The following is a 16,665-nucleotide window of genomic DNA, read 5'->3' as shown; positions in this document are numbered from 1 at the left end:
GGTCAGGGTCAGGTCTGGTCGGCCGCGAAGGAGGCGACCCAGGACAGCGACGAGTTCCAGTTGATGGTCAGCTCGTTCGTCGACCACGACTTGATGTCGTCGATGTAGCACAGCTGCGGCTTGCAGCCCTTCAGCGCCGCCGAGGCGACCTCGTCCTGCAGCGACGAGTTCGGTCCACCGGCGAGCGTGCCGCGCGGCGGGTTGGGCAGCTTCGGGTCGAGCTGGTTGGCGTACCAGCGGCTGTGCTGGTTCTTCGACGCCTTCTCGCCGTAGCCGGTCACGTAGGACTGGTTGAGCGCGTTGCGGCCGAAGATGTAGTCCATGCCGGTCAGGACGCCGTCGCGGTACTTCGCCTCGCCGGTGAGGTCGAACGCGGTGCCGACGACCGCGAGGTTGTTGAGCATCTGGCTGTTGGACGCCCAGTCGTAGCCGCCGTTGGGCGCGTACGCCTGGCCGTACGCCTGCGAGGTGAGCGTGGCGAGGTGCTTGTCGGCGCCGGCGACGACGCTGGCCTTCACCCGCTCCCGGTCGCCCAGCTTGTTGTCGATCGTCGCCAGGTCGAGCCGGCCGAGGGCGCCGACGGCGCGCCAGTCGAACGCGTTGGCGAAGACGTCGGACTTGTGCACCGGCGACGCGGTCACGACGTCGGAGAACTTCTTCTCACCGGTGGTGATGTACAGCTCCGCCGCCGCCCAGTAGAACTCGTCGTCGACGTCGGTGTCACCGTACGCGCCGCCACCCGTGGAGTCGGAGTCCGGCGCGTAGACCTTCGGGTTCGCCTGCGCCGCCGCGAACGCGGCGCGGGCCGAGGTCAGCAGCTTCTCGGCGTAGGCCGGGTCGTAGTCCTTGAACACCCGGGCGCCCTGCGCCGCCGCGGCGGCCAGGTTGAGGGTCGCGGCGGTCGACGGCGGCTTGAGCACCCGCTGCTGCGTGTCGGCGGCCGGGTCGGTCGGCAGCCCGGTCCAGGCGACGTCCTGGACCTTGTGGTGCGCCATGCCGGCGAGCTTCTGCCCGGCCGGGACCTGCATCTTCATGAGGAAGTCGAGCTCCCAGCGGGCCTCGTTGAGCACGTCGGGGGCCTTGCCGCCGGTCTCGGGCTGGCGCAGGGCGCGCGCCTTCGCGGCCTTCGGGGAGCGCTCGTAGGAGCTCATGAGCTGCGCGACGGAGATGCCGCCGTTGACGACGTACTTGCCGTGGTCGCCGGCGTCGTACCAGCCGCCGGTCACGTCGAGGGTGTAGTCGCAGGAGCCGGGCGCGCACGGCACCTTGGTGTCGCCGCCGTTCGGGGTCTCCGCGGTGTGGCCCGCGGCGCGGCCGTAGCCGGGCGCGATCTTGTTGTCGATGGCGACGCCGCTGCGCTGCGGGTAGTAGAACGACATGGCGTCGATCGCGAGCTGGCGGTAGGCCTTCGGGTCGAGGTCGAACGGCAGGCTGGCCTTGCCGTCGACCTCCAGGGTGTACGTGCTGCCGCTGCCCTTGTAGGAGCTGAAGTCGACGGTGTGGGTGTTCTGGCCGGAGCTGGGGTCCATGCCGTGCGGGGTGGTCTCGCCGGAGGCGACGACGGCGCCGGCCTTGTCCTTGAGCTGCCACGGCAATGGGGTGCTCGAGTCGCTGACGACGGTGGCCAGCTTCGGGCCGTTGGGCAGGTAACCCACCTGGTTGACCCGCACCGGGGTGTCGGGGATCTGGTCAGGGGTGGCGGGGAACGCGTACGCGGCGTCGGCTCCACCGGATCCGACGCCGGGCAGGCCGCCGTCCTTGGAGGCGAACGCGATCGGCAGGGCGACGGCGGGGACCGCCACGATCGCCGCGATGGCAGCGAGTTTGGCCTTGTTGGACAGGGTCGGCAGGCGCACCGGCTCTCCTTCTCGGTCGGGTTTGCAGCACCCGCGCCACCGTTCCTCCAGGGGGAGAAATTGGGTGATCAGCGGCGTGTCCGGGCGAACCTACCGAGCGACATGCCGGTTGAATTGGACAAAACGGCCGTGCTGTGACCTAGGCCACTCAGCACGGCGGCGGTTGGCACATCGTCTCCTCCAAACGCATGAGACGTTCTGCGCATCCGCCCAGCTCGGTGGCTCTACAACGCGTGTATACAACGTAGGTATACACATGGTGTACAGTCGCCCTCATGTCCATCGGTCAAGCGTTTCTGGGGCTGCTCGAGTCCCAGCCCCGCCACGGTTACGACCTGAAGCGGGCCTACGACGAGCGGTTCGGCAGCGACCGCCCCCTCGCCTACGGGCAGGTCTACTCGACCCTGTCCCGGCTGCTGAAGCACGGCCTGGTCACCGTCGACAGCGTCGAGCCCGGCGAGGGCCCGGACCGCAAGCGCTACGCGATCACCCAGGCCGGCGTCACGGACGTCGAGCGGTGGCTGGCCTCGCCGGAGAAGCCCGAGCCGTACCTGCAGAACACCCTCTACATGAAGGTGATCCTCGCGCTGCTGACCGGCCGCCCCGCCGCCGAACTGCTGGACACGCAGCGGGCCGAGCACCTGCGCCTCATGCGCGAGCTGACCCGCCGCAAGACCGGCGGTGACCTCGCCGACCAGCTGATCTGCGACCACGCCCTGTTCCACCTGGAGGCCGACCTGCGCTGGCTGGAGCTCACCGCCGCCCGCCTCGACGACCTGGCCCGGAAGGTGCGTGCCTGATGCTCTCCGCCGTGTCCCTGACGAAGTCGTTCGGATCCACACAGGCCTTGTCGGGCGCCTCCATGTCGGTCGCGGCCGGCGAGGTCGTCGCCGTGATGGGGCCGTCCGGCTCCGGCAAGTCGACCCTGCTGCACTGCCTCGCCGGGATCGTCCGCCCCGACGGCGGTCAGGTCCTCTACCGCGACCAGGAGCTGTCGGCGATGTCCGACGCCCGGCGCAGCGCGCTGCGGCGCGGCGAGTTCGGCTTCGTGTTCCAGTTCGGCCAGCTCGTGCCCGAGCTGACCTGCCTGGAGAACGTGGCGCTGCCGCTGCGCCTGTCCGGCCACCGGCGCAAGGACGCCCAGCGGCGCGCCGCCGGGTGGCTGGAGCGCCTGGAGATCACCGACGTGGCCGGCAAGCGGCCCGGCGAGGTGTCCGGCGGCCAGGGGCAGCGCGTCGCCGTCGCCCGGGCGCTCGTCACCGGCGCGCGGGTCGTCTTCGCCGATGAGCCGACCGGCGCCCTGGACTCCCTCAACGGCGAGCGGGTCATGCGCCTGTTCACCGAGGCGGCGCGGGACACCGGCGCCGCCGTCGTGCTCGTGACGCACGAGGCCCGCGTCGCCGCCTACGCCGACCGCGAGATCGTCGTCCGCGACGGCAAGGCCCTCGACCTGGCGAGGCAGTCATGATCGCCGTGTCCGGCGGCGCCGGCCCGGCCGCTCTGATCGGCGGGGCGGGCCGGCACGAGCCGGAAATTGGTCCCGTGCGGGCCGGCCGGCTGCGGCGCTGGGCGACGGAGATCGGCCTCGGGGTCCGGCTCGCGCTCAGCGGCGGCCGGGAGGGGCTGCTGCGCACCGCGCTCACCGCCGTCGGCGTCGGACTCGGCGTCGCGGTACTGCTGCTGTCCGTGTCCATCCCGACGATGCTCGACGCGCGCAGCGACCGCACCGCCGCCCGCGACGACGACCGGTACGGTGGCGACGAGTTGCCGGCCGGGGACACGACCGTGCTGACGCTGAACCTCGCGACCTCCTTCCACGGCAAGAACGTCCGCGGCCGGCTCGTCCGCGCCGACGGCGCCCACCCGGTGCTGCCGCCCGGCGTGCAGGCGATGCCGGCGCCCGGCACGATGCTCGTGTCGCCGGCGCTGCGGGACCTGCTCGCCTCCTCCGACGGCGCGCTGCTGCGCGACCGGATGCCCGGCACCGTGGCGGGCACGATCGGCAAGGCCGGTCTTTCCGGGCCGAACGAGCTGGTGTTCTACGCCCAGCGCGGCGACCTGGCGTTCGGCCAGCCGCAGGTCCAGCGCATCGACTCGTACGGCAGCCGCAGCGTGCACCGTCCGCTGGACCCCTTCCTGCTCATGCTGGTCGTGGTCATCTTCGTGGTGCTGCTCATGCCGGTGGCGATGTTCGTGGCCGCCGCCACCCGCTTCGGCGGCGAGCAGCGCGACCGGCGGCTCGCCGCCGTCCGGCTCGTCGGCGCCGACGGTGCCATGACCCGCCGGATCGCCGGTGGCGAGGCGGTGATCAGCGCGACCCTGGGGCTGCTCGCCGGCGGCGCCTTCTTCCTCGCCGGCCGGCAGTTCGTCGAGGTGTTCGAGATCGCCGACCTCAGCGTGTACGGCTCCGACGTGCGCCCGCCGCTGCCGCTGCTCGCGCTGCTCGTCGTGGCCGTGCCGGTGGCCGCGCTGGCGATGACCCTGGTGGCGATGCGGCGGGTGGTCGTCGAGCCGCTCGGCGTCGTGCGCCGCGCCACCTCCAGCACCCATCGGCGCCTGTGGTGGCGGGTGCTCGTCCCGCTCGCCGGCGTCGGCCTGCTCGCGCCGCTGACCGGCAAGCACGGCGAGTTCAACCCGTGGCAGGCGGTCGGCGGGGTGTCGCTGCTGCTGCTCGGCGTGGCGCTGCTGCTGCCGTGGGTCTTCGACCGGCTGGTCGGCCGCCTCGGCGCCGGCGGGAGCGTGTCGTGGCAGATGGCGGTGCGCCGCCTGCAACTGTCCGGCGGCAGCTCCGTGCGGGCCGTCGGCGCCATCGCGGTCGCGGCGGCCGGCACGATCGCGCTGCAGATGCTGTTCGCCGCGGCCGAGTCCGAGTTCACCATCAACACCGGGCAGGACCCGACCCGTGCGCAGGCGGTCACGCTGCTCACCGTGTCCCCGCTCACGACGGCCAAGGACGCCGCCGGGATCGACGCGAAGCTGCGGGCCTCCGGAGTGACGTCGGTCCGCACGTACAGGAGGGACATCGCCTCCATCAGCGACGACGACTTCGTGGGAGTGCGGGTCGGCGACTGCGACGTGCTGCGCGAGATGGCCGCGCTGGAGAGCTGCGCGGACGGCGACGTGTTCGTGCTGGACCGTCCCGACCTCATCGGCCGGACCGTGCGCATGGGCGACCCGTCCGCCACCCCGCAAGGTCCACAGTGGACCGTGCCGGCGACGGCGCACCGTGCGCATGCCCGCAAGGACCCGTGGGGCCAGGACGTCGACGGCATCCTCGTCACGCCCGCCGCCGCGCCGGCCGCCCGCGCGGAGCCCACCTTCGAGTCCTACGTCCACCTGGACCCGGCCGCCGGCCTGGACGCCGAGGAGCGGCTGCGCAACGCGGCGATGGCCATCAGCCCGGCCATGGACGTGTCGATCCTGCGCTCGAAGGTGCGCGACAGCACGTTCATGAGCATCCGCCGTGGCCTGTTCGCCGGATCGGCCGTCACCCTCCTGCTCGTCGGGCTGAGTCTGCTGGTCGGCACGATCGAGCAGCTGCGCGAGCGGCGGCGGACCCTGGCCGCGCTGGTCGCCTTCGGTGCCCGCCGCTCCACGCTGGGCTGGTCGATCCTCTGGCAGACCCTGCTCCCGGTCGTCCTGGGCCTGGTGCTGGCGACCGGTCTCGGCCTCGGCCTGGGCGCCATGCTCCTGGCCACCGTCGACGTGCCCTTCCACGTCGACGTGACCGGCATCGCGATCGTGTGCGGCATCGCCGGCGGGGTGGTCCTCCTCGTCACCACCGCGAGCCTGCCCGCGCTGTGGCGCCTCATGCGCCCCGATGGGCTGCGCTTCGAGTAGCGGTTTTCTGTCGTACCCCGGGGCTAGCGTGTCGGTCATGGAGCTGCGGGAGTGGTGGGGCCTGATCGAGGAAGCGAGGGCGGCGTGCGGGTCGTCGGCGGGGGATCGTGACTCGGCCGACGACCCGCTGCCGGGCGAGGTGCTGTCGCGGGTCGCGGCCCTGCCACCCTCGTCGATCGTCGCGTTCGGGCGCTGCTTCTCGGCGGTCTTCGACTCGGCATTTCTGGCTCCGCTGTGGGCCGCCGCCTATCTCATCGAGGGCGGCTGCGGCGACGACGGCTTCATGGACTTCCGGGCCGGCTTGATGCTGCAGGGCCGGTCCGCGTTCGACGCCGCCGTCGCCGACCCCGACTCCCTCGCCGACCTGCCGGTGGCCCAGCGCATGGCGACCACCGGCAAGGGCTGGCTCGGCTGCGAGGCGATGCTGTATGTGGCCCGCACGGCCTACACCCGCAGCACCGGCTCCCCGTCCGGCTACGACGAGGCGTTAGCCACCCGGTCGCCGACCCGTCCGTCACCGGCTCGCGGCGAGCGCTGGGACCTCGAGGACGACGAGCAGATGCGGCTGCACCTGCCCCGGTTGGCCGCCCTGTTCCTGTCCTGACCGCCTTTTCCTGACCACGGCGACCGCCGGAGCGTTGACGACGCCGCACACACAGTGGCCGGGCACTGCGTCCAGCTCCGTCGACTTCGCCACGACCGTCGCGTGCGCCGCGCCTTCGAGATCAGTTCAGCGTGTCTCGGCTTCGCGGCCCGGACCGGAATGTCGTGAAGCGCGTTGCCGGCGGCCGCGTTCGGCACCTCCGGCGCTACCTGCTGGCGGCGGTTGCAGGAGTCGCCCGAGCCCGGCGTCTGGCAGCAGCCGCACCAACTGATCCTGGCCGAGCCACGTTCCGCCGGGCGGCTGGACTGCTGGTGGCGCCGCTGCGCTCACCGAGCTCCGCCGCGAGCTGCGACCTGTCCGCGGCGCCGTCGACTCATCGCCGGCGTGCACGCCGATCCGGGCCGCGCCCTTCGCACCTGCGTGCGCTCAACGGGGCAGCACACCAGCCCGATCCCGGCCGACCGGGGCAAGCTGGGCAGCGAGCACCATCTGATCACCGACGCGTCGGCGTCCCGTTCGCCGTGACGCTGACCGACGATCACCACAGCGATGTTGGTCAATTGCTGCCGTTGCTCGACGCGGTCCCACGGATCCGCGGTGTGCGCGGTCGGCCCAGACACCGGCCACGCCCCATCCACGCCGACCACAGTCCCGACCACGACGGCAAGTGGCGTTGCCTGGTTCGAGTCCGCGGCATCGGTCCGCGTTTTGCCCGCCGTGGCGACGGGGGCGGCTTCGGGCTGGGTGGGGGAGGTGTAGGTGGCGCGCTGTGTGGGCGTGGGTGCGTGCGTGGTGTGGTCGCGCGTGCTTGTGCTGGCTGCTCCTGTTCCTTGCCTGATCGTGGCGGGGGTTGGTTGTTGTCGGCGGGGCGCGGGGTGCGTGCGTGGTTTCTTGCATGGGCGTGGTCGTGCATCATCAGCCGATGGCGGAAGGTGAGCTGTTGCTTGAGGTGGGCATCGAGCCCGAGTACAGCCAGATCAGGCTGTCCGTGACCGGTGGGGACTGCAGCGTGCCGGAGTGGGGCGGTGGGCCGCACACGGCGGTGTCCGGGCCGGGCATGATGCTGGTCGCGACCTGGAGTGATGATTGCGGGCCGGTGACCGTCCGCGTGTACGACGGGCGGCCCGTGCTCGATGGCTGGAGCCTGGTGCACACGGGACGTCTCGAGGTCGGGCCGGCCGGTCTCGATGCGGGGATGACGGTCAGCGCCGTCGAGCACTGGGTTCCGGTGCCCGAAGGGTCGGTGGAGGTTGAGGTGTGGGTCCGCGATCCGGCCGGTCCGGGTGAGGTCACGTTCGTCCTGACGCGCTGACGGCGTCTGCGGGGTGCCGGGGGTTGGCATACGGTGTTGGTATGGCCGGGTTTGAGAATGCTGCGCGGGGTGTGCTGGACGAGGGGCGGTATGTGGTGCTGGGCACCGCGGACGCGGGTGGGAAGCCGTGGGTGTCGCCGGTCTTCTACACGATGAACGGGTATCGGGAGCTCGTCTGGATGTCGTCGCCGGAGACGTTGCACTCGCGGAACCTGGCGGTGCGGCCCGAGGTGAGCATGGTGGTGTTCGACTCGCGGGTGGAGGTGGGCGGGGCGTTCGCCGTGTACATGGGTGGGGTGGCGGAGGAGGTCACCGGGGAGGCCGTGGCGGAGGTCGCGGCGGCGTATGGTGCCGCGGCGGTGCCGAAGGGTGGGCGGCTGGTCAGGATCGAAGAGGTCACCGGTCACGGGATCTATCGGATGTACCGGGCGGCGATCCGTGAGCACTGGGTGCTCGACCCCGACAGCCGGCCCGACGGGCGGGCCGCAGTCACGCTGTAAGGCGCGCCGAGGAAGTGTCATTAGGGGGCCGGGACGCGGGCGAGGATCTCGTCGACCGAGGCGGCCGGGTCGGTGATCGGGAACTGCACCTCGCGGATCACGCCCGCGGGGTCGGCGAGCAGGGTGAGCCGCTTGAGGCGGTCGACGCCCGCGGCGCGGAAGGTCGGCAGGAGCAGGCCGGCGGTCAGCATGAGGTCCTGGTCCGACAGCAGCGGGAACGGCAGGCGGGCGTGGGCGGCGAACGCGGCCAGCTGATCGGGGCGCTGGGTGCTCACGCCGTGCACGGCGACGCCCTTCGCCAGGAACGCCGGGTGACGGTCGGCGTAGGTCAGCGACTCCAGGGTGCAGCCGGGTGCGCCGGGGATGTCGCCCCACCCGGGCGGATAACCGTGGGCGTCCGGGGCGAAGGCGCCGGGGAAGCAGTACAGCAGCATCCATGAGACCGGGGTGCCGAGGTCGACCGGGGTGCCGTCGTGTGCGGTGAGCGTGACGGCGGGCAGGCGGCGGCGGCCGGTCAGGGCGTGCACCCTGCGCACCTCGCCGGAGCCGAAGTCGGAGCCGGAAGCGGAGCCGGAGCCGGAAGCGGAGCCGGAGCCGGAAGCGGAGCCGGAGCTGGAAGCGGAGCCGGAGCCGGAGGTAGAGGCGGAGCCGGGGGCAGAGGCGGCGGTCGCGGTCAGGGCGCCTGAGCCCATGACGTGGCGGGTGCCCCAGTCCTGCAGGGCGACCAGCACGGGCAGCAGCCCTTCGCCCTTCGCGGTGAGCAGGTAGTCGTAGCGCGGCGGGTGCGCCGAATACTGCCGCCGGTGCAGCACCCCGTGCTCGACGAGCCGGGCGAGGCGCTCGGTGAGGGCCCGGCGGCTCACACCGAGGGCGCGCTGCAGCGCGTCGAAGCGGGTCGTGCCGCCGGCGATGTCCCGCACGATCAGGAACGTCCAGCCGTCGCCCATCACGCCGAGCGCCTGGCTGATGCCGCAGTCGGCGTCGGCGAGGGCAGCGCGGTCCATGCTTACCGACTATAGTCCGTTCCATTATGGAACTCACCACATCACGCAAAGAGACGCTGTTCTGGACCTGGTGGGCGGCCGGGACCACCAGCAGCGTCGGGTCGGCGGTCGGGGCGGTCGCGCTGCCGCTGACGGCGTTGACGGTGCTCGACGCGGGCCCGTTCGAGATGGGGCTGATCGCGGCGGCGAGCTATCTCGCGTGGCTGGTCATCGGGCTGCCGGCGGGGGTGTTCGTGCAGCGGCTGCCGCTGCGCGGGGTGCAGGTCGGCGCGGACCTCGCCCGGGCCGCCGCCGTCGGGTCGGTGCCGCTCGCCTGGTGGTGGGGGTGGCTGAGCGTGCCGCAGCTGGTCGCGGTGGCACTCGTCGTGAGCTTCGCCAACGTCATCTTCGACGTGGCCAACGCGACCTTCCTGCCGGAGATCGTCGAGCGGGAGCGGCTGCAGGCCCGCAACAGCCTCGTGTCGGCCACGCACGCCGCCACCCAGCTCGGCGGGCCGTCCGTCGGTGGGTTCTGCGTCCAACTGTTCGGTCCCGTCGCCACGGTACTGGTGGACGCCGCCAGCTTCGTCGTCTCCGCCGCGCTGCTACGGACCCTGCCGGTTCGGGGCGGCAGGGTCCGTGCCGGGACGGGGCCGGCCTGGGGACTGATCCGGGAAGGATGGTGGTTCGTGGTCCGCCACCCGGTGATGGGCCCCGGCATGTGGACCGCGACCGCCGTCAACTTCGTCTGCGGCGCGCAGCTGGCCGTGTACCCGCTGTACCTGGTGCGCGAGCTGCACGCCCCCGCCGGGCTGGTCGGCCTGCTGCTCGCCGCGGAGGGCGTCGGGTCCCTCGTCGGCGCGGCGCTGACGGCGCGGATCACGGGCCGGCTCGGATCCGCCAGGGCCCTGGTCTGGGCCGGGTTCGCGGCGGTCGCCGGCGCGGCCCTCGTGCCGGTCGGCGCCGGCTGGCCGGCGTTCGTGGCGTTCGCCGCCGGCAACGTGGTGTTCGCCGGCGGGGTGGTCGTGCTGAGCGTCACGACCCGGACCTACCGCCAGATCGCCAGCCCGCCGGACCTGCTGCCGAGGGTCATGGCCACGGTCCGGTTCGTGTCCTGGGGCGCGATCCCCGTCGGCGGTCTCGTCGCGGGTGCCCTGGCCGGCGCGCTGGGCGGGCGCGCGACGCTGTGGCTGTTCGCCGCGGCGACCCTGGCCGCCCCGCTCGCGCTGGTCCTGTCGCCCGTCCGGCGGCTGCGCGACCTGACCGACTTCCAGAAGGCGCCTCGCGCCGACGACTTCCAGGGCGTGCCCCGCACCGTCGACTTCCAGGACGCGCCGAGCGCCGACGACTTCCAGGACGCGCCGAGCGCCGGCGACTTCCAAGGCGCGCCGCGCGACGGCGGCGAGGTCGTTCACAGCTCGGGCGGTGTCGATGTGGGGCACGTGTAACGGGGTGGCGATGAACGGCGTGACGTGCGTGTAACGCGCTCTCCTTAGGCTGCCCGCAGCGTCACGGTCGACGCGACGGTGTCGGCCGGGCGGAGGGATGTGGTTGTGGTAGCACTCGGCACGCAGGTCAGGACGGTGTGTTCGTACTGTGGCGTCGGCTGCGGGATGGTGCTGGACATCCAGACCGGGCCGGACGGCCGGCGGACCGCGCTGAAGGCAACGGGCGACAAGGAGCACCCGGCCAACCGCGGGCGGTTGTGCACCAAGGGGGCGACGAGCGCCGACATGCTCGCGGCGCCCGGGCGGCTCGGCACGGCGAAGGTCCGCCGGGAGCGCGGCGCCGCGCCACAGGACGCCGACCTCGACGCCACGATCACCGAGACCGCGCGGCGGCTGCGGGCGATCATCGACGAGCACGGGCCGGACGCCGTCGCGCTGTACGTGTCGGGCCAGATGACCCTCGAGGCGCAGTACCTGGCGAACAAGCTGGCGAAGGGCTTCATCGGCACCAACCAGATCGAGTCGAACTCGCGGCTGTGCATGGCGAGCGCCGGCAGCGGCTACAAGCTGTCGCTGGGCTCGGACGGGCCGCCCGGCTCGTACGACGACCTCGACCACGCCGACGTGTTCCTGGTCATCGGCGCGAACATGGCCGACTGCCACCCGATCCTGTTCCTGCGGATGCTCGACCGTATGAAGGCCGGCGCGAAGCTCATCGTGGTCGACCCGCGGCGCACCGCCACCGCCGACAAGGCCGACCTGTTCCTGCAGGTCAACCCCGGCACCGACCTCGCGCTGCTGAACGGGCTGCTGCACCTGCTCGTCGAGGGCGGCCACACCGACGAGGAATTCATCGAGTCGCACACGGAGGGCTGGGACGCCATGCCCGCCTTCCTGGCCGACTACCCACCCTCGGTAGTGTCCGAAATAACCGGCATTTCCGAACAGTCTTTGCACAAAGCGGCGGCGCTCATCGGTACGGCGAAGAACTGGGTCAGCTGCTGGACGATGGGGCTGAACCAGTCGACGCACGGCACCTGGAACACGAACGCCCTGGTCAACCTGCACCTCGCCACAGGGGCGATCTGCCGCACCGGCAGTGGGCCGCTGTCGCTCACCGGCCAGCCCAACGCCATGGGCGGCCGCGAGATGGGGTACATGGGCCCCGGCCTGCCCGGGCAGCGCTCGGTGCTCGTCGAGCGGGACCGCGCGTTCGCCGAGGACCAGTGGGGGCTGCCGCGCGGCACCATCCGCACCGAGGTCGGCACCGGCACCGTCGACATGTTCCAGCGGATGGCCGACGGCGAGATCAAGGCATGCTGGATCATCTGCACCAACCCCGTCGCGTCCGTGGGCAACCGCCGCACCGTCATCGAGGGCCTCGAGGCCGCCGAGCTGGTCATCACGCAGGACGTGTACGGCGACACCGAGACCAACGCGTACGCCGACGTGATCCTCCCCGCGACGATCTGGGGCGAGACCGACGGCATCATGATCAATTCCGAGCGGAACCTGACGCTCGTGCACCGCGCCGTGACCCCGCCCGGCGACGCCCTGCCCGACTGGCAGCTGATCGCCCACATCGCGACGGAGCTGGGACACGGCGCGGCCTTCGACTACGGCAGCGCCGAGGAGATCTTCACCGAGCTGCGGGCGTTCTGGAACCCGGCCACCGGGTACGACCTGCGCGGCGTCAGCTACGACCAGCTCCGCGACGGCCCGGTGCAGTGGCCCGCGCCGCCGGGGGCGGGGGCCCGCAACCCGATCCGCTACCTCAACGACGGCGTCAGCCAGCACCTGCACGAGCGGCCCGACGGCTCGCGGCCGCGACTGGCGTTCGCGACGCCGAGCCGCCGCGCGGTCTTCTTCGCGCGGCCGCACCTGCCGGCGGCGGAGCTGCCCGACGACGACTACCCGTTCCTGCTCAACACGGGCCGCGTGCAGCACCAGTGGCACACGCTGACGAAGACCGGCCGGGTCGGCAAGCTCAACAAGCTCAACCCCGGCCCGTTCGTGGAGCTGAACCCGGCCGACGCCGCGCGCCTCGGGATCGCCGACGGCGACCGGGTCGAGGTCGCGTCCCGCCGCGGCCAGGCGGTGCTGCCCGCCGTCGTGACGGACCGGGTGATGCCGGGCGGCTGCTTCGCGCCGTTCCACTGGAACGACCTGTTCGGCGAGTACCTCAGCGTCAACGCCGTCACGAACGACGCCGTCGACCCGATCTCGTTCCAGCCGGAGCTGAAGGTCTGCGCCGTGTCGCTGGCCAGGGTCGCGGACCTGCCTGCGGACGAGCCGGGCCTGCGCGAGATGCTGGGTCTGCCGCCGGTACAGCCGCAGCTCACCGACGATGAGAAGCGGTATCTGGCCGGATTCCTGGACGCGCTCGTCGCCGCCCCGCCGGATCACACGACCGTGCCCGTGCTCCCGGCGTCGGCGCCGATCCTGCCCGAGCGGGCCCTGTGGGTGAACGGGCTGCTCGCCGGGCGGTACTCGCGGGTGCCGGCGGCGGCGCCGGTCGTGGTGGCCGCGCCCGAGGAGGCGGCCGGCCCGGCGGTCCACGTGCTGTGGGCGTCGCAGACCGGCAACGCCGAGGACTTCGCCGGCGTCGTCGGCCGGCGGCTCGCCGACGCGGGCTGGCGGGCGAGCGTGCGCAGCATGGCCGACGTCGGCGTCGACACCCTGGCCGGGCCGGCGGACCTGCTCATCATCACCAGCACGTTCGGCGACGGGGACGCGCCCGACAACGGCGCCGCGTTCTGGCAGTCGCTCGGCGGGCCGGACACGCCGCGGCTCGACGACCGCCGGTACGCCGTGCTCGCGTTCGGCGACTCCAACTACGACGACTTCTGCGGCCACGGCCGGCGCCTCGACGCGCGGCTCAGCGAGCTCGGCGCGACCAGGCTCACCGCCCGCGTCGACTGCGAGCCGGACTACCAGCCGGCCGCCAGCGCCTGGCTCGACCAGGTCATCGCCGCGCTGCGGGCCACGCCGGCCCGGCGGGCGGCGCCACCGCCGGCGCCGACCCGCAACCGGCCGGTGACGGCCCGGCTCACCGGCAACCGCCTGCTGAGCCTGCCCGGCTCGGCGAAGGAGGTGCGGCAGTTCACGTTCGAGTCCGAGGAAGGCGTCCTGCCGTACGAGGCCGGCGACTCCCTCGGCGTCTGGCCCGTCAACTGCCCGGACCTGGTCGACGAGTGGCTGAAGGTCACCGGCCTGCGCGCCGACGAGCCGGTCGAGGTCGCCCAGCACGGCACGCTGCCGCTCGCCGAGGCGCTGCACCGCCGCCTGGAGATCGCGAAGATCAGCCCGGACCTGCTGCGGTTCGCCGCCGAGCGCAGCACCGACCCGCACCTGAAGACCCTGCTGCGCCCCGACAACCAGGGCGAGCTGGCGAAGTGGACGTGGGGGCGCCAGGCGATCGACGTCATCGCCGAGTGGCCCGTCGACGCGACCGCGCAGGAGTGGGCGGGCGTGCTGAAGCGGCTCCAGCCGCGGCAGTACTCGATCTCCTCGACGCCGCTGCTCGACCCCACCCGGGTCAGCCTCACGGTGTCGGTGGTCCGCTTCGCGAACAGCCGCGGCCAGATCCGCAAGGGCGTCGCGTCGACGTTCCTCGCCGACCTGCCCGCCGACGGCGCGGTGCCGGTCTTCGTCCAGCGCGCCCCGCACTTCCGCCCACCGGCCGACCCGGCCACCCCCATGATCATGGTCGGCCCCGGCACCGGCGTCGCCCCGTTCCTCGGCTTCCTCCAGGAGCGCCAGGCGCGCGGCGCCCGCGGCGCCAACTGGCTGTTCTTCGGCGAGCAGCGCCGCGGCACCGACTTCTACTACGCCGACGAGCTGCTCGCCCTGCGCGACACCGGCGTCCTCACCCGCCTGGATCTCGCGTTCTCCCGCGACCAGCGCAACAAGGTGTACGTGCAGGACCGCATGCGCGAGCACGGCGCCCACCTGTGGTCCTGGCTCCAGGACGGCGCCTGCTTCTACGTCTGCGGCGACGCCAGCCGCATGGCCAAGGACGTCGACCGGACCCTGCGCGAGATCGCCGTCGCCCACGGCCACCTGACCCCGGACGCCGCCGAGGCCTATGTGAAGCAGCTCGCCGCCGACAAGCGCTACGTCCGCGACGTCTACTGACGCATCCGCCGCGTCCGCACGGTGTGCGGATGGTCGGCCCCGAGGACCCTGGTCCTGTCGGCGAGCAGCGCGTCGAGATCCTGAGGCCGCCAATGTACGAGGTTCTCCCGCACCTGCATCGTGTCGGGATGATCCGCGCCGAGCACGCGTACATAGTCGGCGAGGACCGCATCGAGGCCCTCGACGGCCGCGCCCGGGTCGCCGGCGAGCCCCCGCCAGTGCGCGAGGTTCCGGCGGGTGTCGAGCGTGTCAGGATGATCGGGCCCGAGCACGCGCTCGGCGTCGACGAGCAGCCGCGCGCTCTCCTCGGCGGCGGCCCGCGGGTCCCCGGCAAGCCCCCGCCAGTGCGCCAGGTTGTGCCGCGTGCTCAGGACCGTCGATGCTTCGATGTCGGGGGTCCGCACCAGAATGGAGAGGACCTCCGAGGTTTCGCGAGCGGCCCGGCCGGGGTCTCCGGCGTGTCCTCGCCAGTAGGCGAGGTTGCCCATGGTCCGCAGCGTGTCCGGGTGTTCGGCGCCGAGTGACCGGGCCTGGTCGGTCAAGAGCGACTGCTGTGCCGCGATGGCCCCGGCGAAGTCACCGGACTCGCCCTGCCAGTAGGCGGCCTCGTAGCGCGCCGTGAGGGTGGTGGGGTGCAGGTCGCCCAGTGCCGTAGCGGCCAGTGATGCCCGTGCGACGCAACCCTCCCACGCGTACATCGCATACCCGAGGTGGCCGAGCGTGCTGCTGATGCGCAGCGTCAGGGGGTGCAGTGCCAATGCGGCCGCGTCCAGTCCGTCGACCGCCGGGTCGTGTCGCATCAAGGCCGTGCAGTGTTGCGACCGGACGTTGCCGTTGGTGAGGAACGCATCGTCTGATGGACGTGACTTGGCGGCATCCGGCCATGCCTCCAGCAGTGCATCGCCGCAGACCATCAGCAGGTCCAGCAATGCGACCGACGTCAACGATTCTAACGCAGAGCGCTGGGCCAGGGCATGCATCCGCACCGATCGGAGTGGGTCGGTTGCGTTGTGTGAGACCAGGCTGAGGCGGTGCAGGTTGCGGAGGGTCTTGCGGGCGTCGGCCGGGGTGCTGCCGAGGTGGGCGCAGGCCGCGGGGGCGGTCAGCACCGCCTCCGGGATGCCGTTGGGGTCCAGGGTGGCCGCCAGGAGCAGCATCGGGCGGGCCAGGCCCACCGGGGCGAGGGCGTCGGCGCGGTCGGCGGCCAGGGACCAGGTGGCCGCGAGTTCGTGGTCGTAGTCGTCGCCCGTCGCGTTCGGGAACAGGTCCGCCAGGCGGCTGGTCCGGTCGGCGAACAGGGAGCGGTACTCGGCGCAGGTCAGGGCGTCGTCGACGATCAGCGCGGCGGCCTGCGCCAAGGCGAGGGGCAGGTGGCCGAGGTCCGCCGCCAGGGCCGCGGCGTCGGGGTCGTCCCGGTCCAGCTTGGCCGTCAGGTAGGCGGCCGACTCCGCCGGGGTGAAGACGTCGACGTCGATCACGGTGCTGCGGGAGCGCAGGGCCGCGTCGCGGCGGCGGGTGGTCAGCACGAGGCGGCCGGTCGGGCCGGAGGGCCACAGGCCGCGCAGGTCGGCGGGGTCGGCGACGTCGTCCAGGACCACGATCCAGGTCCTGTCGGTGTTCGCGAGCCAGGTCAGGAACGCGGCGGCGGCGCGCTCCACGTCGCCGGTGGCGAGGCGGAGGGCGCCGGCGGCGTCCGCGTAGCCGGTCAGCGTCGCGGTGCGCGAGGATGCCGTGACCCAGACCGCGAGGTCGGTGCCGTCGGCGCGGGCCTGCTCGAACAGCGCGGCGGCGAGCTGGGTCTTCCCCGTGCCGCCGTCGCCCACCAGTACCGGCGACGCGACGGTGACAAGGGCACCTCTGGACTGGAAGGCGTCGGCGCGCAGCGGGCGCGGCCCACGAGCAGCGGCCAGGCGAGCGGCGGCGGGGCGGCCGCGTAATGGTTGATCTGTGTGTTGTGTGAGCCGGCTTGCAGGCCCTTGACGTCC

Annotated in this window: 11 protein-coding genes; 8 read left to right on the top strand and 3 right to left on the bottom strand. The window is 72.6% G+C overall.

Annotation, left to right across the window (positions count from 1 at the left end; all coding sequences use genetic code 11):
- Positions 1–8: 8 nt before the first annotated feature.
- The gene (locus ACQEVZ_RS53070; RefSeq protein WP_433383312.1) at positions 9–1,856 is read right to left on the bottom strand and encodes a glycoside hydrolase family 9 protein; all 1,848 of its coding nucleotides are present in this window, start codon (positions 1,854–1,856) and stop codon (positions 9–11) included.
- A 275-nt stretch (positions 1,857–2,131) separates the two neighbouring features.
- On the opposite strand from ACQEVZ_RS53070, the gene ACQEVZ_RS53065 reads away from it, so the two are divergent.
- The 6 genes from ACQEVZ_RS53065 (at position 2,132) to ACQEVZ_RS53040 (ending at position 8,112) form a co-directional block, all read left to right on the top strand.
- The gene (locus tag ACQEVZ_RS53065) at positions 2,132–2,656 is read left to right on the top strand and encodes a PadR family transcriptional regulator (protein WP_433383310.1); all 525 of its coding nucleotides are present in this window, start codon (positions 2,132–2,134) and stop codon (positions 2,654–2,656) included.
- Complete coding sequence (locus ACQEVZ_RS53060) at positions 2,656–3,324, top strand: ABC transporter ATP-binding protein (protein WP_344498341.1); 669 nt, start codon at positions 2,656–2,658, stop codon at positions 3,322–3,324. Before ACQEVZ_RS53065 ends, ACQEVZ_RS53060 begins: the two co-directional genes overlap by 1 nt.
- A complete protein-coding gene (locus ACQEVZ_RS53055) occupies positions 3,321–5,696 on the top strand; it encodes an FtsX-like permease family protein (RefSeq protein ID WP_433383308.1) in 2,376 nt (791 codons plus the stop codon). Before ACQEVZ_RS53060 ends, ACQEVZ_RS53055 begins: the two co-directional genes overlap by 4 nt.
- Positions 5,697–5,733: 37 nt before the next feature.
- The gene (locus ACQEVZ_RS53050) at positions 5,734–6,300 is read left to right on the top strand and encodes a DUF4240 domain-containing protein (protein WP_433383306.1); all 567 of its coding nucleotides are present in this window, start codon (positions 5,734–5,736) and stop codon (positions 6,298–6,300) included.
- Between the two features lie 922 nt (positions 6,301–7,222).
- Positions 7,223–7,612: a hypothetical protein gene (locus ACQEVZ_RS53045; protein WP_433383304.1), complete on the top strand. Its 390-nt coding sequence runs from the start codon at positions 7,223–7,225 to the stop codon at positions 7,610–7,612.
- Positions 7,613–7,653: 41 nt separating this feature from the next.
- The gene (locus tag ACQEVZ_RS53040; RefSeq protein ID WP_433383302.1) at positions 7,654–8,112 is read left to right on the top strand and encodes a pyridoxamine 5'-phosphate oxidase family protein; all 459 of its coding nucleotides are present in this window, start codon (positions 7,654–7,656) and stop codon (positions 8,110–8,112) included.
- 20 nt (positions 8,113–8,132) lie between these two features.
- On the opposite strand, the gene ACQEVZ_RS53035 is transcribed toward ACQEVZ_RS53040, so the two are convergent.
- A complete protein-coding gene (locus tag ACQEVZ_RS53035) occupies positions 8,133–9,116 on the bottom strand; it encodes a winged helix-turn-helix transcriptional regulator (RefSeq protein WP_433383300.1) in 984 nt (327 codons plus the stop codon).
- Positions 9,117–9,142: 26 nt separating this feature from the next.
- Between ACQEVZ_RS53035 and ACQEVZ_RS53030 the strand changes: the two genes are divergently transcribed.
- Positions 9,143–10,543: an MFS transporter gene (locus ACQEVZ_RS53030; protein WP_433383298.1), complete on the top strand. Its 1,401-nt coding sequence runs from the start codon at positions 9,143–9,145 to the stop codon at positions 10,541–10,543.
- A gap of 135 nt (positions 10,544–10,678) precedes the next feature.
- Positions 10,679–14,680 carry a molybdopterin-dependent oxidoreductase gene (locus ACQEVZ_RS53025; protein ID WP_433383296.1) on the top strand — a complete coding sequence of 1,334 codons (4,002 nt, stop codon included), beginning with the start codon at positions 10,679–10,681 and terminating at the stop codon, positions 14,678–14,680.
- Here the strand turns inward: ACQEVZ_RS53025 and ACQEVZ_RS53020 are convergent.
- Entirely contained in the window at positions 14,674–16,503 is a 1,830-nt protein-coding gene (locus ACQEVZ_RS53020) for a tetratricopeptide repeat protein (RefSeq protein ID WP_433383294.1), read from the bottom strand. The two genes, ACQEVZ_RS53025 and ACQEVZ_RS53020, sit on opposite strands and share 7 nt — an antisense overlap.
- Positions 16,504–16,665 lie beyond the last annotated feature (162 nt).

The sequence above is a fragment of the Dactylosporangium sp. CA-152071 genome, from assembly GCF_050936335.1.
Taxonomy (GTDB): Bacteria; Actinomycetota; Actinomycetes; order Mycobacteriales; family Micromonosporaceae; genus Dactylosporangium; species Dactylosporangium maewongense.
This window is presented reverse-complemented; position numbering and strand designations above follow the sequence as displayed.